The 23,326-nt window shown below is 60.1% G+C and carries 24 protein-coding genes; 17 read left to right on the plus strand and 7 right to left on the minus strand.

The genetic code is table 11. The annotated features are described in order from the left end of the window. Window positions 1-57: 57 nt before the first annotated feature. Window positions 58-1,014, minus strand: coding sequence for a hypothetical protein (locus tag CI807_RS17720; RefSeq protein WP_157742039.1), 957 nt, complete (start codon window positions 1,012-1,014; stop codon window positions 58-60). 406 nt (window positions 1,015-1,420) lie between these two features. Between CI807_RS17720 and CI807_RS17725 the strand changes: the two genes are divergently transcribed. Next, window positions 1,421-1,984 carry a hypothetical protein gene (locus CI807_RS17725; RefSeq protein ID WP_095015553.1) on the plus strand — a complete coding sequence of 188 codons (564 nt, stop codon included), beginning with the start codon at window positions 1,421-1,423 and terminating at the stop codon, window positions 1,982-1,984. Window positions 1,985-2,511: 527 nt separating this feature from the next. Here CI807_RS17725 and CI807_RS17730 read toward each other — a convergent pair. Further along, window positions 2,512-3,399: a LysR substrate-binding domain-containing protein gene (locus tag CI807_RS17730; RefSeq protein WP_095015554.1), complete on the minus strand. Its 888-nt coding sequence runs from the start codon at window positions 3,397-3,399 to the stop codon at window positions 2,512-2,514. Window positions 3,400-3,506: 107 nt separating this feature from the next. Between CI807_RS17730 and CI807_RS17735 the strand changes: the two genes are divergently transcribed. Next, entirely contained in the window at window positions 3,507-3,830 is a 324-nt protein-coding gene (locus CI807_RS17735) for a carboxymuconolactone decarboxylase family protein (RefSeq protein WP_095015555.1), read from the plus strand. A 6-nt stretch (window positions 3,831-3,836) separates the two neighbouring features. Further along, a complete protein-coding gene (locus CI807_RS17740; protein ID WP_095015556.1) occupies window positions 3,837-4,211 on the plus strand; it encodes a tautomerase family protein in 375 nt (124 codons plus the stop codon). Window positions 4,212-4,291: 80 nt separating this feature from the next. On the opposite strand, the gene CI807_RS17745 is transcribed toward CI807_RS17740, so the two are convergent. Then, window positions 4,292-4,528 (minus strand): DUF6555 family protein, encoded by a 237-nt coding sequence (locus tag CI807_RS17745; RefSeq protein ID WP_016979650.1) that lies wholly within the window; start codon window positions 4,526-4,528, stop codon window positions 4,292-4,294. 120 nt (window positions 4,529-4,648) lie between these two features. On the opposite strand from CI807_RS17745, the gene CI807_RS17750 reads away from it, so the two are divergent. The 11 genes from CI807_RS17750 (at window position 4,649) to CI807_RS17800 (ending at window position 17,045) form a co-directional block, all read left to right on the plus strand. Further along, a complete protein-coding gene (locus CI807_RS17750) occupies window positions 4,649-5,473 on the plus strand; it encodes an arylamine N-acetyltransferase (protein ID WP_095015557.1) in 825 nt (274 codons plus the stop codon). Window positions 5,474-5,609: 136 nt separating this feature from the next. Further along, window positions 5,610-6,362, plus strand: coding sequence for an outer membrane beta-barrel protein (locus tag CI807_RS17755; RefSeq protein WP_095015558.1), 753 nt, complete (start codon window positions 5,610-5,612; stop codon window positions 6,360-6,362). A 144-nt stretch (window positions 6,363-6,506) separates the two neighbouring features. Further along, window positions 6,507-6,863: a cytochrome c5 family protein gene (locus CI807_RS17760; protein WP_095015559.1), complete on the plus strand. Its 357-nt coding sequence runs from the start codon at window positions 6,507-6,509 to the stop codon at window positions 6,861-6,863. 73 nt (window positions 6,864-6,936) lie between these two features. Beyond that, window positions 6,937-8,268: a D-arabinono-1,4-lactone oxidase gene (locus tag CI807_RS17765; RefSeq protein WP_177409636.1), complete on the plus strand. Its 1,332-nt coding sequence runs from the start codon at window positions 6,937-6,939 to the stop codon at window positions 8,266-8,268. Between the two features lie 56 nt (window positions 8,269-8,324). Then, window positions 8,325-9,533 (plus strand): DSD1 family PLP-dependent enzyme, encoded by a 1,209-nt coding sequence (locus tag CI807_RS17770; RefSeq protein ID WP_177409637.1) that lies wholly within the window; start codon window positions 8,325-8,327, stop codon window positions 9,531-9,533. A gap of 386 nt (window positions 9,534-9,919) precedes the next feature. Continuing rightward, on the plus strand, window positions 9,920-12,313 hold the full coding sequence (locus tag CI807_RS17775; protein ID WP_095015562.1) for a TonB-dependent siderophore receptor: 2,394 nt from the start codon (window positions 9,920-9,922) through the stop codon (window positions 12,311-12,313). 16 nt (window positions 12,314-12,329) lie between these two features. Continuing rightward, entirely contained in the window at window positions 12,330-13,295 is a 966-nt protein-coding gene (locus CI807_RS17780) for an amino acid ABC transporter permease (RefSeq protein ID WP_028617063.1), read from the plus strand. Beyond that, window positions 13,288-14,061, plus strand: a complete 774-nt coding sequence (locus tag CI807_RS17785) for an amino acid ABC transporter ATP-binding protein (RefSeq protein WP_016978457.1) — start codon at window positions 13,288-13,290, stop codon at window positions 14,059-14,061. The genes CI807_RS17780 and CI807_RS17785 overlap by 8 nt, the downstream gene beginning before the upstream one ends. 18 nt (window positions 14,062-14,079) lie before the next feature. Beyond that, a complete protein-coding gene (locus CI807_RS17790) occupies window positions 14,080-15,003 on the plus strand; it encodes an ABC transporter substrate-binding protein (protein ID WP_095015563.1) in 924 nt (307 codons plus the stop codon). Between the two features lie 12 nt (window positions 15,004-15,015). Continuing rightward, window positions 15,016-16,599, plus strand: coding sequence for an FAD-dependent oxidoreductase (locus tag CI807_RS17795; protein ID WP_095015564.1), 1,584 nt, complete (start codon window positions 15,016-15,018; stop codon window positions 16,597-16,599). 11 nt (window positions 16,600-16,610) lie between these two features. After that, on the plus strand, window positions 16,611-17,045 hold the full coding sequence (locus tag CI807_RS17800) for a RidA family protein (RefSeq protein ID WP_095015565.1): 435 nt from the start codon (window positions 16,611-16,613) through the stop codon (window positions 17,043-17,045). 3 nt (window positions 17,046-17,048) lie between these two features. On the opposite strand, the gene CI807_RS17805 is transcribed toward CI807_RS17800, so the two are convergent. The 3 genes from CI807_RS17805 to CI807_RS17815 form a co-directional block, all read right to left on the minus strand. Further along, the gene (locus CI807_RS17805; RefSeq protein WP_218239523.1) at window positions 17,049-17,426 is read right to left on the minus strand and encodes a c-type cytochrome; all 378 of its coding nucleotides are present in this window, start codon (window positions 17,424-17,426) and stop codon (window positions 17,049-17,051) included. Window positions 17,427-17,501: 75 nt separating this feature from the next. After that, window positions 17,502-18,326: a 5'-nucleotidase, lipoprotein e(P4) family gene (locus CI807_RS17810; RefSeq protein ID WP_095015567.1), complete on the minus strand. Its 825-nt coding sequence runs from the start codon at window positions 18,324-18,326 to the stop codon at window positions 17,502-17,504. Window positions 18,327-18,371: 45 nt separating this feature from the next. Beyond that, a complete protein-coding gene (locus CI807_RS17815) occupies window positions 18,372-19,568 on the minus strand; it encodes a DUF1835 domain-containing protein (protein WP_095015568.1) in 1,197 nt (398 codons plus the stop codon). A gap of 173 nt (window positions 19,569-19,741) precedes the next feature. On the opposite strand from CI807_RS17815, the gene CI807_RS17820 reads away from it, so the two are divergent. Then, entirely contained in the window at window positions 19,742-20,425 is a 684-nt protein-coding gene (locus tag CI807_RS17820; RefSeq protein ID WP_095015569.1) for an ATP-binding cassette domain-containing protein, read from the plus strand. After that, a complete protein-coding gene (gene fetB, locus CI807_RS17825) occupies window positions 20,422-21,216 on the plus strand; it encodes an iron export ABC transporter permease subunit FetB (protein ID WP_016978449.1) in 795 nt (264 codons plus the stop codon). Before CI807_RS17820 ends, fetB begins: the two co-directional genes overlap by 4 nt. 1 nt (window position 21,217) lies before the next feature. On the opposite strand, the gene CI807_RS17830 is transcribed toward fetB, so the two are convergent. After that, on the minus strand, window positions 21,218-22,432 hold the full coding sequence (locus CI807_RS17830) for a DUF2599 domain-containing protein (protein WP_095015570.1): 1,215 nt from the start codon (window positions 22,430-22,432) through the stop codon (window positions 21,218-21,220). Between the two features lie 256 nt (window positions 22,433-22,688). On the opposite strand from CI807_RS17830, the gene CI807_RS17835 reads away from it, so the two are divergent. Then, window positions 22,689-23,309, plus strand: coding sequence for a glutathione S-transferase family protein (locus CI807_RS17835; RefSeq protein ID WP_095015571.1), 621 nt, complete (start codon window positions 22,689-22,691; stop codon window positions 23,307-23,309). The last annotated feature ends 17 nt before the right edge of the window (window positions 23,310-23,326 follow it).

Consider the following 23,326-nt stretch of genomic DNA (forward strand, 5'->3'; position numbering starts at 1 on the left):
AATGCCTTGCTGTACAAATCCTTAACTTATTAGGTTTAACTGAGTGCGAGTGATTACCTATTTTTTGATTGTAGTGTAAAGCGTGCGCACGTAATTGGTTATCAAGCCAACGACCTCAACGGCGGTATCTTTACTGACGGGCTTTCCAGTATCGTGGGCAAAGTTGTTTGCTAGCTCTGCTATTCGCCCAAGCTCTACTCGAACCTTATCGTCCTTCCCGCGCTTCACAACAGTCATCAAGTCCCCCAAGAGCATCCCTGAATAACTCTTAGTAACCTCAAGCTCGGCATAGCAGCATTCCACCTTAAGTACGAACTCGAAAACCCGACGCGCCGTGACGACGCTCGCAGATATTTCGTCCCTGTCTCGCAAGCCCAGAGCCTGTAAAGCACTTGAAACTTTCTCCAATCTGGCCAAACTCTGCTCGCAGTTGAACCCGTATAAAATAAGCCTTGAATCATGAGACTTAATTCCTGTTCTTTTAGGGATTAAGGCAAGTGAATAGATCGGCGTACAGTGGAAGTCGATAAATTCCAAGAGCCCCGACGTCCGCCGCAAAACCCTTTTTTCAAAGAAGCTCGCATCTTCATAATGAAAGTTATCAACATTCTTTGAGTACAAAGCTCTGATTTCTTTTTCTGTCTTCGAATAGGAATTTATCAAAAATATAGCACCGTGAGTGCCTGCGATAGGTATTATAGAATCGACATAAAGCGCCAACGCATGTCTGTCTCCAGGAAAGATAAACTCACGGAGTTCCTTCTCTTCGGGCCGTTCTTGTTTCTCGCGATAGTCATGCCAAGTAAGATCCAACAGCCCATCATCCGAAAGCGCGTACTTCTCAATGACATCCCAACTGGCAGTGTCAAGGAAATCAACAATCACCAACCCTTTAGTTAGTTTAAGCAATTCATCGAAAAACGCTCGTATATCTGTCTTGTCACTAATTCCGTCCGGCGGCATTTTATCGGCAATTGACTTAAATATTGCTGCGCTGTCATTGAGGTAGTGCACCGTATCTAATCCCTGAGTGGTACATGAGTAATCGAGTGATAATAGCATAAGGCTATCAGTGCGGGTGGCCTGAGCACCTCACTATTTATCAGTTACGGAGCACCAGAAATGGTACGTGGAGCCTGGATTCTTCGTACACGCGTACCTTCGAGCATCGACAACTGAGCATGACGCAAGCTGAGCGCTCGAATCCTTTACGTCGGAGGGTGGCTATATCGAGGTTGAAGGTTCTCTTGTGGTTGATTGCTGCCCCCGACGAGAGGCAGCTAACGGCTGATTCTCTTGAAAAAGTAGGTCTCCTGTCGGTCTATAGTGCGCGACCAGCTAAAGCAGGTTGGCTAGAAAGCGCCCCCTTGAAAGCCTAAGAAACCAGTATCATCCGATAGGTGATATCGAGAGCAGAACTATGACAGAGAAAGAGGCATGTGCGATTTTGCAAGCACAAGGTTGGGCCTGTGGAAAGGATGAGGTAGGTGACCGCTTTTGCATAAAGTGTTTGGGCGAGATCCAAGTCCAGATCATTCCGACTATAGGGACGCGCTCGGATCATTTTAGAGTTTCGTTCATGCCCTCCATCTCCTCGACAGCGTTTTCGGATGCTGTCGCGTTCATCTTTGGGGAGGGAAAATATTTTTCACCTGTCATCGTAAGCAACGAAACGCCCCAGAAGTTAGAGACCATTGGCGCTGACGATGTAGTCGAGCTATCTGACAGGGCATTATCTTGGGCTCAGAGTCAAGATATAGATGCGGGCCTGGCGCTCTACAGGTCTTTACCTACAGATGCCAAAGGAGCAATGCCACTCAGGCATCTAGCTGCGCTAGCAATTGCGCAAGATGTCGATCAGTTAGAGGATTACAAAAAAAGCTTTAAAAAGGGTGAAAGGCTGGGGTTTGTCCCATACATCACCGTTGAAATGATTGAGCGCTCGCTGCTGATTGGGCGGGGAAACGCTCCCAAGGTTAACTGATTCCCTGAGTAGCGCCATCGACTGATCTTCGACAAAATCACTCCATCGGCCAGCGGGAGAGTACGCAGCATGATGGGACAGTTATCAACGATAAGGGGACAGTTTTATTTACCGCTCCTCAGTCCGCCTCTGGCCGAAAGCGGTCATTTAGAAAGAAAAACTCGTCCCACTAACCCGCTTTTTGACCGACATACGCCAATGCTTCAGACCCTCCTCAGCCTACTTGCTAAGGCCTGGGTTGGACTGCTGTGCCATGAGCTCCAGCGCTACCTTCGAATCGCCAGATCCAATACGCGCTAACGCACAAGCGCACTTGCACTGGAACTCTTCCAGGTTGCCCCATCTGATCAGGTACTCGAAATTTTTCTGTGCGGCTTCCGCAATCGCGCGAACGTCGCGCAGTTTTCCCTGATTACCCCAAACTCAAAAACAATATCTTCATGCTCTTCATGCCAGTCTCCCAGCAGGCGCTGCGCCAAACGTGGCGCGGTAATTTGTGCGTCGACGCCGACGAGTGCAGCCCAGAATTATTTCGTAAGCGTGAATCGAAACGCCTGCTCTTGCAGGCTCGTTTTGATTAATGCGACCAATTGTTGGGTGGCGGGACTCGGGTTGTCGTTATCGCAGTGAAGCACATAGCCAAGGCTCGGCACGGGGGGCAAGCCCGACACAACGGTCAAGTGGCTCGGCAGCCCAATGCGGGTTCGCAGCGTCAGGCCCAGTCCGGCGGTGACGGCTGCCCAGATACCGCCGACGCTGGGGCTGGTCAGGGCAATTCGCCATGGAATGTGCGCGGCATCCAGCGCCTGGGTGGCGGCGCTGCGTAATAGGCAAGGCGCGTCGAACAGGATCAATGGCAACGGTGAGTCGTCAAAGGCCGTCAGCAATGGTGTATCGCGGGCGCCGATCCAGTGCATCTGTGTTTCGCCCAGATGTGTGGCATAGGGCGACGTGTGCCCGGTGTCCCAGGTCAGGGCGAGGTCCAGATTGGAGCGTTCGACCAGCGCCAGTAGTTCGGCGTTGCGGGCGATCCTGACTTCGAGATTGACCCTCGGGTAAGTTTGGACGAAGCGTCGCAGGATATCGCTCAGGAAATGCTCACCAAAGTCTTCTTGAAGCCCAAGGCGTAGGGTCCCGGCGGTTTGGCCTTCGTGTAGGGTCTGAAAAATGCCGTCGTTCAGCTCCAGCAACCGGCGGGCATGACTGAGCAGTGTTTCTCCCATGGGGGTCAAGGCCAGCCCGCGGCCTGACTTGGCCAGGATCGGCGTACCGACCTGCTCTTCGAGTTTCTTCAATTGGGCGCTGACGGCAGACGTCGAACGACCGAGACGATCCGCCGCTCTGGCAAAACTGTTGAACTCCACGCCGGTGACGAAGGTACGCAATACGTCGAGATCGAAGGTTGGGCGGCGCATTCAATGGTCCACTAATTCGGGATGATGGCTGCTATTAAATCTGATATTCGGGACTATCGCGAGTTGATAGTTTTTCCTCGTCAATTGGGACTTCAGGGGGAAAAACGATGATCACGGGGCGAGAACACCAGAGCAGCTACCCGCAAAAATTTGCCGAGCTGACTGACAACGTATTGTTTGGTGACATGTGGACGCGTACGCAATTGAATCCCCGTGAGCGCAGTCTGGCGACCGTGGCCGCGCTGGTGGCGATGTACCGTCTGGAGCAGCTGCCTTTTCATTTAAAACGTGCACTGGATAACGGCTTGAGTGTTGACGAACTGGCCGAGGTCATCACCCATCTGGCGTTTTATTCAGGTTGGCCAACAGCCGCCTCGGCGCTGAATGTGCTCAGTGAACTACAGGCCAGCCTTCCAAAACGTCAGGAGTAACCGTTGATGCCGTTTGCACGAATTTCACTGCACCGTGGGAAGTCGGTCGAGTATTTACACGCGTTGTCCGAAGGATTGCACGACGCCTTGGTCGAGAGCTTCGAAGTGCCGAAGACTGATCGCTTCCAGGCTATTCACCAACATGAGGTTGGCGAGCTGATATTCGATCCCCATTACTTGGGCGGGCCGCGCAGCCATGACTTTGTGCTGATCGCGATCACCGCAGGCCGGCCTCGAAGTGTTGAGACCAAGCAGCGTTTTTACCGTGATCTGGTTGAAAAATTGGGGCGGGCGACGGGACTGAACGCGGAGGATGTCATGGTGGTGATTTCCACTACAGCCGGTGACGAGTGGTCGTTTGGAGGCGGGCGGGGCAATTAGCCTGCGGATTTATGCATCGCCTGTACAGATGGCCGCTACAGCCCAGAAAGCCCCGCCTCACCCAGCGGGGCTTTCCCCCCTCACTTCGGCGCCACCCACGTCACCTCCGTAATCCCAAACTTCTCCGCCCACGGTCGGGTCGTCTTCTTCACTTGCTCGTGCCCAACCCGCCCCACGCGGCTCACATGGGCGATATCGGCATCCACTGCCGCCCAGTGCCAGGCCTCGGCGTTGTTCATCACTTCGGCGCGCACCACAAAGGATTTCGGTTTGCCGTGCAGCTGATAATTGATGGTGTAGATTTTCGCGGTACTCATGTTGCCTCCCTGTGTTGTTATAGATGGATAGGGCAGCGTTCAAAAAGGTTCATTCAAAATGACAATCTGCACATCGGCGCGGCATAGTGTCGCCTCTATCCCGTGCCCAAGGATTGCGCCATGTCACTGTTGACCCATAGCCGCCTCTATCTGCAACGCCTGGGATACGACTCGCCGCCAGCGCCTACCCTGCAAACCCTGCAGGACCTGCAATTGCGCCATGTGTGCACCTTTGCTTTCGAGAGTTTGGCGAGTCTGATGCGCCTGCCAGTGCCCATCGACCTGCCGAGCGTCGAGCAAAAAGTGCTGTTGGAAGGGCGGGGCGGGTATTGCTACGAGTTGAACCAGATGTTCCTGGCGTTATTGCAGGAGCTTGGTTTTGACGCGCGCGGCATCACCGGGCGGGTGGTGATGGGTGGGCCGCCGGATGCGCGTACTGCGCGGACTCATCGTTTGAGCCTGGTGACGTTGGATGGCGTGCGCTATATCACCGATGTCGGCTTTGGCGGCATGGTGCCCAGCAGTCCGTTGTTGTTGGACACCGAGGCGGTGCAGGCCACGGCCCATGAGCCTTATCGACTGAGTTTCGATGGGCAGGGCAGTTACACCCTCTGGGCGCACGTGGCCGAGGAGTGGCGCGGGCTGTATGTGTTCGATCTGCAGGTGCAGGCAGCCATCGATTATGAAATCGGCAACTGGTATGTCTCCACCCATCCGGACTCGGTATTTGTTGGCCAGTTGAAGGTCGCGCGCTTGGCTGCGGGTAAGCGCCATACCCTGAACAACGCCCATTATGCGATTCACTACCTGGACCGGCCGAGTGAAAAGCGCGCCCTCGCCAGTGCCGACGAGGTGTTGCAGGTATTGACTGAAACCTTTGGGCTTCGCGTGCCGGTCACGCCGGCGCTGCGCACTGTCCTTGATGGCTTGGTGATGGCCAATTGATAGAAGTGTTGAGTTAGAGCCTTCGCTGAACCGTTTTACCTCCAAATCAACGCAAATTAATTCGAACCTTTCGCGCAAGCAGGGGTTCGAACCGGTTCCTGAATAATTTGCTCACCAGACAAGGAGATGTAAAACGATGTCCAAGCTATTCGGAAAATTCCTCAAAGGTTCCTCGCTGCTGGCGCTGGTCGCTGCGCCTGCCGCGGTGTTCGCCGCACCGTCCACCGACCCGATTTCCACCTTCGGGATCCTGGGCAGCTACAACGATTTCAAATTCGAAGGCGGCAGCGAGAGCGACAAGAGCCACATGCCCGAAGCGGGCCTGTTCTATAACTTCGGCAACAAGCTCACCGCTGAATCCGGCTTTATCTACCAGGCCGGTATCGAAGCCAAGTACGGCGAAAAGAGCGACAACAAACTCAAGGAAGGCCAGGCTGACCTGGACCTCGGCTGGCGTGCCGCGCTGGATGCGCGCAACTTTGTCGACGTGATCGTTGGCGGTGGCTACAGCTGGACGCGCTACGAGCCCGAGATCAACGACCTCGACGTGAAGCTCACCAACAAGTCGCCGTTCGCCAAGGCAGCCCTGGGCTACAACCACCAGTTCGATGACATGACCCTGCGTGTCGAAGCCGGCGCCCGTCGCACCATCGATGGCCGCACCAAGCTCAAGGTGGATGATTTCGGCAGCGACACCGTGGACCTCAAGGACCGCACCAACCCCTACGCCGAAGTCAGCCTGCTGATGAACCAGAAGGGCGATCTGCCGGTGGTCGCGGGCGTCTACTACACCCGCACCGAGTACAAACTCGACGGCGATTCCGAAGTGGCCGACAACACCAAGCTCAAGCGCAACGAATACGGCTTCAAGGTCGGTATCGCGTTCTAAGCGCATCGCCGGGACGTGGGTGGCCAACGCCCACGTTCAACTGTCCCCATCAGCCCCCTTTGTGTCCGCCAAAACCCTCAACGCCGCCGCGTCGCTGCCTTAGTGTGGAAGCTGCTTTCCATAGCCTGAGAAGAGAGGGTGGCCATGCCCCGCATCGCCTTTTTGTTGCTGCTACTCGGCCTGCTCACGGCCTGTGACGACACTCCCAAACACTCCCCCGAACGCGCCACGGCGGCGACGGCCATGCCCGCTGACCCGGCGCTCGCCCAGGTCTACGACAGCAGTTGCAAGCTGTGCCATGTCAACCCGGCGTCCGGCGCACCGCTGACGGCTGACCGCGCGGCGTGGAGCCCGCGTATCGCCCAGGGTGTCGACACGCTGCTGGACCACAGCATCAACGGCTACAACGGCATGCCGCCGATGGGGATGTGCATGCAGTGTTCCGAGGAACAGTTTGTGGCGCTGATCGGCTTTATGGCCGGCGTGCAAATCCAACAATAAGAAGGGGTGGTGGATGGCGCTTTCACGGCGGCAACTCTTGCAACGTTCAGGCTTGGTTGGGGCTTTCATGGCGTTGAGCAGCAACCCGGTACTGGCCCAGTTGGCGCGCGCGCCGAGGCTGATTCCGTGGCGCAACTGGTCGGGGGCGCAGACCTGTCTGCCGCTGGCCCGCCTGGCGCCGAAAGACCTGGACGAGTTGGTGCAGATAATTCGCCAGACACCGGGGCAGGTGCGGCCGGTGGGTTCGGCCCATTCCTTCAGCGCGTTGGTGCCCACCGACGGCACGCTGCTGTCCCTGAGTTACTTCAACGGCCTGCTCGATCACGATCCCGCGACCTTGCAAGCCACCTTCGCCGCCGGCACGCCGATGTCGCGCATGGGCCCGGCGCTCAAGGCGGTGGGCCAGGCGCTGCCGAACATGGCGGATATCGATTACCAGACCCTGGCCGGGGCGATTGCCACCTCGACCCACGGCACCGGCGTGGGCTTCACCTCCTACTCCGGTTGCGTCACCGGGCTGCAACTGGTGACGGCCCAGGGCGAGGTGCTGGACTGCGATGCCCAGCGCCATCCCGAGGTATTCAACGCCGCGCGGGTGTCCCTCGGTGCGTTGGGCGTGGCCACCCAAATCCGCTCGCAGAACCGCACGCCGTACCGTCTGCGCGAACGCCAGTGGATCGCCAAGACCGAAGAGTTGCTGGAGGACATCGACAAGCACACCCGGGAAAACCAGCACTGGGAAATGCTGGTGGTCACCCATTCCGACTACGCGTTGTCCATTGCCCTCAACGAAACCAGCGACCCGGCAACGCCACCCATCGACCCGGCGGAGGCGGGGGGCAATGAGTTCGTGACCCTCATCGAAAAGCTCGACAAATACGCCAGCGACTTCCCCGACACCCGCCGCACCTTGCTCAACAGCCTGCGGTTTTTCGCCAGCTTCGAGGACCGCGTGGCTGAGTCGTTCGAAGTCTATGCCAACGTGCGCAATGTGCGTTTCAACGAAATGGAATATTCAGTGCCCGCCGAGCATGGGCCGGCCTGCCTGCGCGAGATCCTCAAGCTGATCAATGACAAGGACCTGCGCACCTGGTTTCCCATCGAGTACCGCTACGTCAAGGCCGACGACATTCCTCTGAGCATGTTCGAAGGCCGCGACAGTTGCTCGATCTCCGTGCACCAGCACTACGCCATGGACCATCACAACTTTTTTGCCGCCGTGGAGCCGATCTTCTGGAAGTACGCCGGCCGCCCGCACTGGGGCAAGTTGCACAGCCTCAATGCGCGCACGTTGCAGCCGCTGTACCCGCGTTGGGACGAGTTTACCCGCGTACGTCGCGAGCTGGACCCCAGTGGCAAATTCCTCAATGCACACCTGTCATCCATCCTGGGAGTGGCCCGATGAAGCGTCGACATTTTGTTTTGGGCACTGGCGCCTTGCTGGCCGCTGGAGCCTGGCTGCTGCGGCCGAGTGACCGTGGCAGCCCTTACAACGATTACTTTCGCACCCTTAACGCCGAACTCAAGGCCCATGGGCCGATGCGGCCGGTGATGCTGATCGACCTGGATCGGCTGGATCACAACATTGATGTGGTGATGCAATCGGTCAAGCGCGGCGGCAAATACCTACGGCTGGTGGAGAAATCCCTGCCGTCGCCGGGTCTGCTGGCCTACATCGCCAAACGCGCCGGCACACAACGGTTGATGTCGTTTCACCAGCCATTCCTGAATCATGACGCCCAGGTATTCCCCGAAGCGGACATCCTGTTGGGCAAGCCGTTGCCGGTGCGATCGGCGGAGTTGTTTTATCAGGCGCACAAAGGCGCGTTTGATCCGTCGCGGCAATTGCAGTGGCTGTTGGATACGCCTGAGCGGTTGCAGCAATACCTGAGGTTGGCGCAGGGGTTGAGTGTGCGGTTACGGGTCAATATCGAGTTGGATGTGGGGCTGCATCGGGGTGGCATCAGTGATAACGCGATGCTGGGGCAGATGCTGACGCTGATCAGCGCCCATCCGCAGCATCTGGAATTTGCCGGGTTCATGGGCTATGACCCGTTTGTGGGCATGGGGGTGCCGGGCATTCTTGGATCGCCCCAGGCGTTGTTTGAGCAGGTGATGCAGCGCTATACCGGGTATGTGGATTTTACGCGTCAGTACTTTGCCGGGTTATGGCGCGATGGGCTCACGTTGAATACGGCGGGGAGCCCGAGTTATCGGATTCATGAGCAGGAACAGCTGAGTACGGAAGTGTCGGTGGGCACCGCGTTGCTCAAGCCGACGCATTACGATCTGCCTTCCCTCAGTGAGCATGTGCCGGCGGCGTTTATTGCTACGCCGGTCTTGAAAAGCACAGGGCTGGTGAATATTCCTGCGTTGGATGGGAGGTCGCGGGTGTTTTCGTGGTGGGATCCGAATCAGCGGGGGACTTACTTTATTTATGGGGGCAATTGGATGGCGGAGTTTGAGTCACCGCAGGGGCTCAAGAGTAATGAGTTGTATGGGCGCAGTTCCAACCAGGAGATGGTGAATGGGTCGCCGGCGGTGGGATTGAGGGTGGAGGATCAAGTGTTTTTGCGGCCGACGCAGAGTGAGTTTGTGTTGTTGCAGTTTGGGGATTTGCTTGGGGTCCGGGGAGGCAAAATTGTTGAAGCTTGGCCTGTCTATAGCTGACGATTGGCAGGTATCCATTCCTGCGGTAACGGATATGGGCTCATACCTAGCTGCCTAAAGACATTACCAATACGAATAAAATATTCAAAAAATAATGAAATACAAGAATATTAGCTTATGCCCAAATAGCATTATATTTTTAAAATCCATTCCGTTATGTTTGAACTCAACAGCCTACCCCTGACCTCGGATGGTACCAATCTAGATTCGGATTCTGCGCTGCCACCCCCGCAGCAGAATCGTTGGAAGGGAGTTCAACGCATGTTGCCAATTCAAACCTCGCCCCACACCTAGCCCCAAATCGCCCCAACCCCCCAGAAAAACCTGAGCACCGCGCCCACCCGCGTGACTGCCCGACTTCGCGATTTGGAAACGCAGGAATACCTATGAAGCGAGCCCTACAACCGTCAGCCGCACTGGCCCTGGCTATCCTGGCCAACAGCGTCCAAGCCCAGGACGACAGCACCCTGTCCACCGTGGTGGTCACCGGCAACCGTGGCGCCGAACAGCGCACCGTCACCAGCAGCCCGGTGCCGATCGACGTGGTCAGCGCCAAGCAATTGCAGAACACCGGCAAGCCCGGCCTCATGGAAGCCCTGAGTGCAGTGATCCCGTCGCTGACCCTGCCGGAAAAAACCGGCTGGGACGCCAGCGGTATTGCCCGCGCCCCCAACCTGCGGGGCCTGAGCGCCGCCGAAGTGCTGGTGCTGGTCAACGGCAAGCGCCGTCACACCGCGGCCACCCTGAACATCAACGGCATCAACACCGGCGCAGCCCCGGCTGACCTGGATTTGATCCCCATCAGTGCCATCGACCACGTGGAAGTCCTGCGCGACGGCGCCGCCGCCCAATACGGTTCCGATGCCATCGCCGGGGTGATCAACGTGATCCTCAAGGCCGACACCAGCGGCACTTCGGTGACCAACGTCGGCCAGGGGTATGACGGCAAGAAACAGACCGTGCAGCAAAGCCTCAACAAAGGCTTCGAGATCGGCAACGGCGGCATCGTGCAGCTCGCCCTGGATGCCCGCAGCCAGAACGACGACAACAAGGCCAGCGCCAACGGCTACACCTACGCGCAAGCCTACGAGCAAGCCGGGCGGTCGACTTATGGTGGCTACGGCACACCCAAGACCAACCTGCTGACCCTGGGCTACAACGCCGAGCTGCCGATCGATGACAGCTTCAGCCTGTACTCCTTCACCACCTATTCACGCCGCAAGGCCGAGCAGGGCCAGAACTTCCGTCTGCCGACCATCACCAACACCATCACCACCGGGCCGAACGGTTATCCAGGCGGTTACACCCCGACCTGGTTTATTGATGAGGACGATTTCCAGGCGGCATTCGGCGGTAAAGGTACGGTAGGCGAGTGGGACTGGGACCTGTCCACCACCTACGGGCGCAACGACGCGGAGCAGGGCACCACCCATAACCAGAACCCGTCGCTGGGCGAGGCCACGCCGAATCACTTCACCTCCGGCACCTGGATTTCCACCGAGCTGACCACCAACCTCGACTTCAAGCGTGGCTTTGATATCGGCCTGCAAAAGCCGCTGGATCTGAGCGTCGGTTTCGAACACCGACGTGACACCTATGAGGTGCAGGCCGGTGACTATGAGTCGTATGCCAACGGCGGCTACTGCGTGGCGCCGGGTAATTGCGCGTCGTCGGGGGCGCAAGTCACCAACGGGATTTCGCCGGATGAGGAAAGCAGCGCCTCGCGCAACAGCCTGGCCAGTTATGTCGATGTGGGCTTCAACCCGGTGCCGGACTGGTACGTCGGCACGGCGTTCCGCTACGAGCACTACAACCAGGGCGTCGGCGCCACCCGTAGCGGCAAGCTGACCACCCGCTATGACTTCACCCCGCAATTCGCCGTGCGCGCCACGGTGAGCAACGGCTTCCGCGCGCCGTCTTTGGCCAACAGCCTGTTCAGTGCGCGCTCCACCACCTATGGCGTGGTTGACGGCGTGTATCAGTCGATCAATTACGGCGTGTTGCCTGTGGGCTCAGCTGCCGCCCAGGCCCTCGGCGCCCAGGAGTTGAAGCCGGAGCGCTCGACCAACTTCAGCCTCGGTTTCACCCTCACGCCCACTGATCGCCTGAGCTTCACCGCCGATGCCTACGTGATCAACCTGCGCGATCGCATCACGCTTACCGGCACCTTGCTCGGCCCCGAGATCACCCAGGTGTTGCAGGGCAACGGCATCAACTCCACCTCCGGCGGCCAGTACTTCATCAACGGCGCCGACACCCGCACCAAAGGCCTGGACCTGGTCAGCAACTACAGCCAGGACCTCGGTCAGTACGGCGCGGTGAAGTGGACCGCCGCGTTCAACTGGAACCAGACGCGGATCCTCAACTACAAGGAATCCACCAACATCCTCGGCACCTCCTACGAGTTGATGAACCGTGAGGCGCGCAACCTGATCACCGGCGTGCAGCCCAGCACCAAGCTGATCCTGGGCGGCGACTGGAGCATCGACCGCTTCAATCTCAACCTGGCGCTGACCCGCTACGGCTCCTACAAGGAGGTCAACTCGTCATCCAATCGCGACCTGGACCGCATCTACAGCGCCAAGTGGATCACCGATCTCGACCTTGGCTACAACCTCACCAAAGACCTGAACATCGCTGTCGGCGCCAAGAACCTGTTCGACATCTACCCCAAGAAACAAGGGGTGCCGAGCAGCACCATGGTCAGCAGCTATGGCGTCTATTCGCCCTACGGTTTTACCGGCGGGTACTACTACACCCGCTTGACCTATGCCTTCTGAGGCCGAGGAACACACCATGCCCATCGTCGCCAAATCCTATGACCTGATTGACTCGCCCAGCCCGGTGCGCCAGGCCCGTGTCTCCACGCCGATCAAGGCCCTGCAAGTGGTGCCCGCACGGCATCCCTGGCGCTGGGCCGGGTCGATCTTCGCGGCGCTGGTGCTGCTGGCCATCGTGCATTCCCTGGCCACCAACCCGCGCTGGGAGTGGGGTGTGTTCGGCCAGTGGTTTTTCTCGCCGTCGGTGCTGCGTGGGCTCGGGCAGACGCTGTTGCTGACGCTGCTGAGTACGGTGTTCAGCATCATTCTTGGCACAGCGCTGGCGTTGGCGCGACTGTCAGGCTCGCCGCTGCTGGCGGCATTGGCTTGGGGCTACATCTGGTTCTTCCGCTCGATGCCGGCGTTGCTGGTGCTGATCATCCTTTACAACTTTGCCTACCTGTACGACCACATCGTGCTCGGCGTGCCGTTCACCTCGGTGGTGTTCGCCGAGTGGTCCACCGTGGATGTGCTTAGCCAGTTCACCGTGGCGGTGTTGGGCTTGAGCCTGATGCAGGCGGCGTACGCGGCGGAGATCATTCGCGGCGGGCTGATCGGTGTCGACGCCGGCCAGCATGAAGCCGCTGCGGCCCTGGGTTTACCGGCCTCGCGCCGCATCTTCCGGATCATCCTGCCCCAGGCGCTGCGTTCGATCCTGCCGTCGGGGTTCAATGAAATCATCGGCCTGGTCAAGGGCACCTCGATTGTCTACGTCCTGGCCTTGCCCGAGCTGTTCTACACCGTGCAGGTCATCTACAACCGCACCCAGGCGGTGATCCCGCTGCTGATCGTGGCGACGGTCTGGTACTTGATCATCACCACCGTGCTGACCAGCGCGCAGTACTACGTCGAGCGCCATTTTGCACGCGGCACCGCACGGGTGCTGCCGCCCACGCCGTTGCAACGCCTACGCGGTTGGTTGAAGGAGAAAACCCATGGCTGAAGCACGCGCCGGGCGCATCCAGATCCAGGGCGTGGGCAAGCGCTTTGGCAACCAGCAGGTGTTGCAAGACATCGACCTGACCATCGACCCCGGCAAGGTCACGGTGATCCTCGGGCCATCCGGCTCGGGCAAGTCCACCTTGCTGCGCACCATCAACCACCTGGAAAAGATCGACAGCGGGCATATCACCATCGACGGTGAATACGTCGGCTATCGCCGCAAGGGTGACCTGCTCTACGAGCTCAAAGAGCGCGAGATTCTCAAGCGTCGCATTGACGTGGGCTTCGTGTTCCAGAACTTCAACCTGTTCCCGCACCTGACCGCCTGGGAGAACGTCGCTGAGGCGCCCCTGGCCCACAAGCGCTGGAACAAGGCCGAAGCCCCAACCAAGGCAGCCGAGCTGCTGGCTAAGGTCGGCCTGGCGGACAAGGTCGATGCCTACCCGCGCCAGCTCTCCGGCGGCCAGCAACAGCGCGTGGCCATCGCCCGCGCCTTGGCGCTGGACCCCAAAGTGCTGCTGTTCGATGAACCCACCTCGGCGCTCGATCCGGAGTTGGTGGGCGAAGTGCTCGACGTGATCAAGGGCCTGACCCAACTGGGTGTGACCCTGGTGATCGTCACCCACGAAATCGGCTTTGCCCGTGAAGTGGCCGACCACGTGGTGTTCCTCTGCGACGGCCAGTTGATCGAAGAAGGCCCGCCCGAGCAGATTTTCCGCCAACCCCGACATCCCCGTACCGTGGCCTTTCTCGGCAAGGTGCTTTAGTTCAAGGAGTGACTGCCCATGATTATCTCTACCGCTCGTATCGCCCTGTTGACGCTGGCCGTCAGCACCGCACAAAGCGCATTCGCCGTGCAACAGGTCGACCTCAGCCCCGACCGCCCGCGCATTCATGTACCGCGTAACGAAGCGGCCATCGCGCAGATCCCGCCGGGCTTCAAGTTCGCCCAGCCGGGCAAGTTCACCGTGGCCGTGTCCGGTGTGGCCGGGCCGCCGCTGGCGCTGCTGGCCAATGACGACAAGACCACCATCGGCAGCGAGGCCGATACGGCGCAGTTGGTCGCCGACAGCCTGGGCTTGCAACTCAACGTGGTGCAGACCAGCTGGGAAGATTGGCCCCTGGGCGTCAGCTCGGGCAAGTACGACGCGGTGATCAGCAACGTCACGGTGACCGAGGCGCGCAAGAAGCGCTTCGACTTCGCGACTTACCGCCAGGACGTGCTCGGGTTCTATGTGAAGAGCACCAGCAAGATCAGCGCGATCAAGCAGGCCGAGGATATTTCCGGGCTGAAGATCATCGTTGGCTCCGGCACCAACCAGGAAAAGGTCCTGCTGGCCTGGAATGATGCCAATGAAAAGGCCGGGCTCAAGCCGGCGCTGTTGCAGTACTTCGACGACCAGGCCGCCGCGCAACTGGCGGTGCAATCCGGGCGTAGCGATGCGCTGTTCGGGCCTAACTCGGTGTACGCCTATTCGGCGGCAATCACTGGAGGTATCAAGCTTGTCGGCACGGTGAATGGTGGCTGGCCTTTAAAAGCCGATATCGCGGTGACCACGCGCAAGGACAACGGCCTGGTCCAGCCGATTCACACCGCGCTGGAAGGCGCGATTGCCGGTGGCCAATACGAACAGGTGCTGCAACGCTGGGGCCTGGATATCGAGCGCGTCGACCAGTCGTTGATCAACCCACCGGGCCTGCCGGATTAAGGAGCATCGAACATGGGACTGACACGACGTGAAGCGCTGTCGAGCATTGCTGCGGTAGGCGGCGAAAAGGCCGTCAAGGAGGCACTGGCGGCATTGGGCCTGGGGCCGTCTTCACACCGGCGCCCGCAACCGCTGAAACTCAAGGATGGCCTGGGGCAGGGCACCCGCGTGCTGGTGTTGGGCGCCGGGATCGCGGGGCTGGTGACGGCACTGGAGTTGACCCGCGCCGGGTTCGAGGTGCAAGTGCTGGAGGCGCGTGACCGCGTGGGCGGCCGCACCTGGACGATCCGCAACGGCGATCGCGTGGATTACAAGGACGGCCGCACGCAAACCGCAGCGTTCGAACACGGGCACTACTTCAACGCCGGGCCGGCGCGGATTCCCAGCCAGCATCGCACCATTCTCGACTATTGCAGCGAGTTGGGCGTACCGCTGGAGGTGCTGGTCAACAGCAGCCATGGCGCCCAGGTGCGGCCGGATGTGAGCAAGCCGGCATTCACCGTCGGCCAGGCCATCAACGATGCGCGTGGGCATGTGTCCGGCTTGCTGGCCAAGGCGGTTCAGCGTGATGCCCTCGATGATGTATTGAGCGCTGAGGAACGCAGGCGGTTGCTGGCGTTCCTGCAGGTGTATGGCGACCTGCCACAGGCGCTGGCCTTCGAGGGCACGATCCGTTCGGGGCACCTGGAATCACCTGCGCATCCCGGCGCGTTGCCCGCCAGTCGTCGCCCGTTATCACTCGATCAACTGCTGCACCCGGAACTGTGGGGCGCGTTACTGCACACGGAATTCCCGGAGTTCTCCGCCACCATGTTCCAACCGGTCGGTGGTATGGACCGCATCACGGATGCCTTCTACCAGCGCGTGCGGGGCCAGGTGCAACTGGGCGCCCAGGTGCGGCAGATCCGCCAGTTGGAAAACGGCGTAGCCGTTACTTATCACGACAAGCTCAGCGGTCGCGAACAGGTGGTGCGCGCCGACTACCTGATCTCGACCCTGCCGTTGCCGCTGCTGGCCAAGCTCGACACCGACTTCAGCGACCCGATCAAGGCCGCCTTGCTCAGCACCCGCAGCGACCAGGCAACCAAAGTGGCGTGGCAGTCGCCGCGATTCTGGGAAACCGACTACCGCACCTACGGTGGCCTGTCGTGGATCGAACACCCGACGCGCCTGCTGTGGTACCCGAGCAACGACCTCAATACCCGCGAAGGCTTGCTGGTGGCGGGCTACGTGACCGGCGAGGGCGCCGACGTATTTGGTGCGCAACCGTTCGACCAGCAGTACGCCACCTCGAAAGAAGCCGTGGAACTGCTGCACCCCGGTTATTCCAGACACCTGCGCAATCCGCTGGCGGTGTCCTGGGAACAGATCCCCTACAGCGAAGGCCCGTGGCTGCAACGCGAACACTTCCCGGCCGACGCCAGCGCCTTGCTCGAAGCCGGCCACGGCCGTGTGTACTTCGCCGGTGATGGCCTGGTGCAAAGCGGCGTGGGCATCTGGCAGGAATCGGCGGCCAACTCGGCGCGCCATGTGGTCGGGCAACTGGCTGAACGGGTTACCCAACAACGGCACAGTGCGGCACTTGCCGCTTCATAAGGAGAGTCATCTTGAGCGACAGCATTCAACGCACCAGCGTCGGCGATTTCCCGATCTCGCAGACCGTCACCGTACCGGCTTCCGCCAGCCTGATCTTTGTCAGCGGCACCTTGCCTGATCTGCACGATGCAAACGCCCCGGCGGGCACGCCGGCCGCCTATGGCACGACCGAAGTGCAGACGGTGTCGGTGTTCAACAAACTGCGCAAGATCCTGCGCCAGCAAGACCTGGACCTGGGCGACATCGTGCAGTTGCGGGTGTTTCTGGTGGGGGCCGAAGAGACGGGCGGCAAGCTGGATTTCGCCGGCTTGCAGGCGGGCTATACGCAGTTCTTTGGTACGCCTGAGCAACCGAATAAACCGGCACGCACAGCGTTGCAGGTGGTGGCATTGCCGTTGCCCGGCGCGTTGGTCGAAGTGGAGGCGATCGCGGCAAGAGCGGTGTGAGATTCATCGACTTTTTGCAATCACACCGCTCATGTACTGGTTCAAATCGCGGAAGTCGTCAACCCTCCAAGCGAACGGCGCCAGCTTCACGCCGTTCTCTCGCAAGGTTCTTGGGATCAAGTCGCCATTGGGGCGAAGGATGATCGACGAGACAATAACGCCTGGATAGTCATTCAGGCGCTTTTTGAACGCCGCGGTGGTCAGGTCGGGGGTGGGCGGATTGCTCTTGTTGGCCAAGGGGCCTGTGCCTTTGAGATCGGCGCCGTGGCACATCGCACACCGCTGGGAAAAGAGGGTTTTCCCGTTGAGGTTGTCCGCGAAGGACAGTGAGGGTTGGGTGAGCGATAACAGGCCGAGCCAGGCGATAAGTACCCGTTTCATATCCATATGACCTTGTGGCTTGAATCAGATTGGGATCGTGGGCACAACCTGATGCCCACCGTTCAGTCGCGTGGACTATTCCTGCAACTGCAACGCCTGTTGCTTGAGCTTGCGCTTTTGCTCAAACGGCAACTTCTCATCATCCCCATACGGCGCGCTGTACCAGTTGCCATACGTCGGGTTGGGCAACAGAAACCAGCGCTGCCCCAGCCAGTTCACATAGGGCGCCACGGCCTTGCGTTGATCTGCGACGGTGTTGTGCTCGGCCTGGACGAAATCCCCCAGGGAATCACCGGCCATCAACAACACGCGGGCATGGGCGGCGACCCATTGACGGCGGCAGTTCTTGCCGTAGCCGGCGCTTTCGCAGTGCCCAGTCGGCGTGCTGGCGGCGAGGATGTGTTCGTCGCTTTCCACCGGGAAACCGCGCAGGCGCAGGTTTTTCACGGTGGCGGCGACCTGGCTGTGTTCACGGTTGGTCAGGTAGTAGACCGCAATACCTTTCTGCTGGGCCGCTTGCACGAAGGCGACTGCGCCGGGCAATGCCTGGGCCTTGGCCTGGTCGACCCAGGTGTTCCAGCGGTCGTAGGAATAAACCTGGTTGTTGACCACATCGCGGGCGTTGAGCGGCACGTTGTCCAGCAGGGTTTCGTCGATATCGACCACGACCGCCGGCGGCAACCCTTTGAGGTTACGCGGGGGGAAGGGCAGGGCGTCCCAGGTCGGATCAGCCAGCGCCACGTCGAGTTGGCGGGTGGCATTGGCGAAAAGCTGACGGTAGATCAGCTCATGCTCGATGGAGGTCTGTGTCCAGAGCACGGCATCGAGTTGGTCGTTGGCGGGTGGCGTTTGTTGGCAGCCCGCCAGCAGGCACAGGCTGGCGAAGATCAGGTTACGCATGGACAGTCTCGCAGATGAAAGTTGGATGGGCGCACCTTAGCCTAATCACGGGCGCCATACAGGCAGGATGTTTTCATCCATCGCCCAATGAGGCTGGCCAGGTCGCAGGCAGACACCACCGACCCAGCGCCCATGGCTGGCATGATCCAGCCAGTGGGCGTGGCCGTTCAGCACGGCTTGCCCCAGCGCCGTCAACGCCAGCACCTGGCGTGGCCATTCCAGGTGTGGCTCGGTGGCTGTCAGCAAAGGGTTGTCGCCATCGATCAACGGCCGCAGCAGCGCGTGAAACATCATGTCCCCCAGAAACGGTAGCGGCTCACGCTTGGCCATCAGTTCGGCAAACACCCGACCGAAGGGCGTTGGCCCAGCCTCGGCGAGGTACGTCAGGGCCAGGCGTTCGGTCAGCGACAGCCCATCGCGCAGACCGGGCAACTCTTGCAACTGACGCAACAGCGCCGGGGCCAGAAACGGTAAGGCGGGGTGGCTGCCATGGGCCAATTGCGCCCACTTGACGGGCGAGCTGTCGCAATACGCCGACCAAGCCTCTCTGGCGAGTTGCACGGCGTCATCATCGATCAAGCGCCGTTGCGGCCACAGCCACGCCAACACATCCGGCGCCAGTTGGCCGATGCCGATAAAACGCTGCACGCCGGGAATGCGGTCGACCTCGATCAGTTCCAGCTTGCGCGGTGCTTGCTCAAGACCCGCCAGTGCGCGAATCAGGAACAGTTGGTCATAGGCATCCGCTTCGCACCACAGCACACTGTGATCGGCGCTGGCCAAGGCTTCGAGGTGGTCGTATTCAGTGTCGACACGGCGTGCCGCATCAGCTTCATCGATGGCAAAGGCCTGGCTGATAAAAGCGCTGCGCATCGCACGGAAGGCTTGGCTGGGCAAATCGCGGACCGGGCCCATACACAGCGGGTCGGTGAGCATCCGGAACTGTCCTTTGAACCCCGCCAGTTGGAGGCTGTGGGCAATGTCATTGCCGCAGCGCCAATGGGTGGTGCGGGCTTCGTCACTGGCGGTAAAGTCGGGGTGGCGGGCGGCGAAGTCGATAGCATCGACATGCGCCTTGAGCTTGGGCCAACTGCTGAAACCCAGCTGCTTGGCGATTTCCCATTGGGCCAGGGACAAGGTCGCGTTCGGGTCTTCGGCTTTGAGGCGTGGCAGCAGTTCCTTGGCACGCTTGCGCTGTTGCTCAAGGTTGAGGCGGCCATCGGTATTGAAGTGGCGGGACATACGATCTCCTTGCACAAACCTTTTCCGCTTCAAGGTGGGGAGTCGTAGAAAAAGAGGATGTTGCAGTGTCTTGGGCGCAGCCCTTTCCGCGGAAGGTGGCGTAGAGAGCGCCAGGCAGGGAATATAGGCAGTGAGGTTTTTGATTGCAAGCCGTTCAACCGAGTAAAGAGTTCATGACTGACACCCCGTTAATCGAAACCCGCGCCCTTACGCGCATGGACGAGCGCCGCCACGTGGCGTTGCTCCAGCCCACCGATTTCACCTTGAATGCCGCCGATCGCGTGTCGATCACCGGCTCATCCGGCTCCGGCAAAAGCGTGTTCCTGCGTGCACTGGCGCTGCTGGACGCGCCCAGCTCCGGGCAGATCCTGTGGAACGGCCAGCCGATCGGCAACGCGCAGATTCCCCACTACCGCTGCCACATCAGCTACCTGTCGCAACGCCCGGCGCTGCTCGATGGCACGGTGGAAGACAACCTGCGTTTCCCCTTTAGCCTCAAGACGTCGCGCAAACGCCGCTTTGACCTTGCCACGGTGACCACGCTGCTGGGTCACGCCGGCAAGACTGCGGACTTTCTGGCCAAGCGCGCCGCCGACCTGTCGGGCGGTGAATCCCAGGTGGTCTCGCTGATCCGCACTCTGCAACTCAATCCCGAAGTGCTGCTGCTCGACGAGCCCACCGCCGCCCTCGACCCCACCTCATCCCGCGAAGTGGAAGCGCTGATCGACGCCTGGTTTGCGGCTGATCGCGCCCGTGCCTGTATCTGGGTCTCCCACGACCTGGACCAGGCCCGGCGCATGAGCAACATCCATTTGCAGATGAGTGCCGGTGTATTGAGTGGAGTGGCCCAGCCATGAACTATCAAAACCTCACCGCACTGGACATGGGTATCGCCGCCTCGCTGATCCTGATCAACGGCGCGCTGTCCCTGCTGCTGCGCCTGGGCCTGGAGCGCCAGTTGTTGTGGGCGGCAGTGCGCACCGTGGTGCAGCTGCTGGCCATCGGTTACCTGCTGGGCTGGGTGTTCGAGTTCGCTTACTGGTACGTGGTGCTGCCGTTGATGTGCGCCATGACCTTGATCGCCGGCATCTCGGCGGCGGGGCGCGGGCGGCGTACTTACCGGGGGCAGCGTGTGGACAGCATCCTGTCGGTGTGGGGCAGTTCGTGGCTGGTGACGGCGGTGGGCTTGTTTGCGGTGATTCGCATCCACCCGTGGTACGAGCCGCAATATGCGATCCCGATCCTCGGCATGATCCTGGGCAACACCCTGACCGGCGTGTCGCTGGGGATCGAACGCATGACCCAGGAACTGACCTCGGGCCGCAACACCATCGAAATGATCCTGGCCCTCGGCGGCTCGCGCTGGGAAGCCGCGCAGGAAGCCATCCGCCAGGCCGTGCGCGCCGGGATGATCCCGACGCTTAACCAAATGACCGTAGTGGGCATCGTCAGCCTGCCCGGCATGATGACCGGGCAGGTGCTGGCGGGGGAGAGCCCGGTGGATGCGGTGCGGTATCAGATCGTGATCATGTTTCTGATTGCCGCGGCGTCGGCGCTGGGCACGGTAGGTGCGGTGCTGCTCACCTACCGGCGGTTGTTTTCCGTGAGCCATCGCTTCTTGCGCGATCGGCTGCAGGAGCGTTCCTGACTCAGGTGTTGTTGCAACCCTTGGCAATCGAATCCTCATTGGAGGTATACGGCCGCGACGGCTCCAGGTTCCACTCCGGCTTGCTGCGGGCGATATTGAAGTGGCAGACCAGTTGGCGGCGCATGCTGCCGACGTTGCTGTCGCGGTTGTCCGGGTTGTCCTTCCAGCCGGCATCCAGGTAGTGGTCGCTGGCCAGTTCGTTGAAGAAGTTGTTGGTCTGGCCGTCTTTGACCTGGCGGCCGCAGTCGGTCGGTGTCACTTCCAAGGTCATGATCTTGCGGCCAAAGCCTGGGTCGTCGCGCTCCATCCAGGTTGCGCTTTGCACGTAACGCTCGCAGCTGTTCTTTTCGGTGATGGGCTGGATGACCTGCTTCTTGCTGTCGTAGGCGAACGACGCCTCCTGCTGGCGGGTCTGCGGCAGTTTCATGTTGATCACCGGCAGGTAGTTGCCCACGGCTTTGTACCACTGCAACTGGTTCAAACGTGCACCTTCCAGGCCGGCGTCTTCGGTGTAGAACAGGGCGAGGATCGACGGTGATTTCGGTGGGTTTTCCTCCCACTTGGCCAGGCGCAGTTCGTTCTGGGTGGTGAAGGATTCGTCGGCAATCGTCGCCATTGCCCGAATGCTCTGATAGAACGCCGGGCCTGCGGCGGTGTTGCGTTCGTCACGCACATCAAAGGAGCATTGGCGCGAGTGATCGCCCCGGTTCTGCTTGTAGTTGACGCCCCATTGCTCGGCGGTGGTGATGCCTTGTTCATGGCAGTACTTTTCGACGACGCCTGGCGTTCGACGCGAGTCGGTGCAGCCTTGCTGGTTGCGATCGTCGGTGGCGGCGTCGATGGGGAAGGAACACAGCACGGCGTAGTCCTGATGATCCTTGGGGTTGCCGAAAATGGTGTCGAAGATGAAGCCGCTTTTGAGGCCGTACGCCAACTTGCGGTACTTGGAATCCTTGCGCAGGTAGGAGGCCGATACGCCGCCGCTGGCCTGGCTTTTCGGGCTGACGCTGTAGAACTGATAGTCGGTGGAAGGCCACGTGGCGCGAAACAACACGCCGGAACACAGGAAGGCTGGCTTGGACGGCCCGCCGCAGTCCTGGCGGGTGTCATTGTAGAGTTGGTTGAGCCGGGCGACGGTGTCGGTGCCTTGATCGGCATGGGCGGTGAATGCCAGCGCCGCGAGGGCCAGGGCGATGGGCGTACGTGATCCTTTCATGGGTATTGCTCCTTGAATACGTGGAGCGACTGGAACGATTCCTTGCTCCACTCGGTGCAGAGCGTAGACAGACTCTTGCCTGCGCTCCAGTCGCTCCGGGGTGCTTGATGATCCCGGCGAGAACCTGTCCCCCTTTTGCCTGTCGGGTGATTGTTTCATGGGGTGAAATGCTGGATTGTAAATCCTGGTGATTCCAACGGCTGGGGCAGCGGCGGAACATGCGGGGCGTTGATACCCCACTTTATTGGAGCCCCTCATGATCAAACTCTACGGTTTCCCGTTGTCCGGCCACAGCCACCGCGTTGAGCTGATGCTGTCGCTGCTCGGCTTGCCCACGGACTATGTGTTGGTGGACCTCAAGCAAGCCGCCCACAAGGCGCCCGAGTTCATTGCCGGCATCAACCCGTTCGGCCAGGTGCCGGCCATCGATGACAACGGCGTGGTACTGGCGGACTCGAATGCGATCCTGATCTACCTGGCGAACACCTACGGCAAAGGCCAATGGTTGCCGAGCGACCCGGTGGGGCAGGCCCGCGTGCAACGTTGGCTGTCGACCGCTGCCGGCCAACTGCACGCTGGGCCTGCGGCTGCACGACTGGCCACAGTCTTTGGTGCCGACGTTGACACCGTCGCCGTCATTGCCCGTTCCCACGCCTTGCTGAAGCTGGTTGAAGCACAACTGAGCCAGAGCCGTTTCCTGGTCGGCGAGCAACCCACCATTGCCGATGTGGCTTTCTACACCTACACCGCCCACGCGCCGGAAGGCAATGTGGCGCTGACCGACTACCCTCATGTGCGCGCCTGGCTCGCCAGCATCGAGGCATTGCCGGGGTTCGTGGGCATGCCGCGCACGGCGGTAGGCTTGCAGTCGCAATAACTTTCTAGAGGCGCGCC

Source organism: Pseudomonas sp. NS1(2017), from assembly GCF_002269425.1.
GTDB classification, from domain to species: domain Bacteria; phylum Pseudomonadota; class Gammaproteobacteria; order Pseudomonadales; family Pseudomonadaceae; genus Aquipseudomonas; species Aquipseudomonas reactans.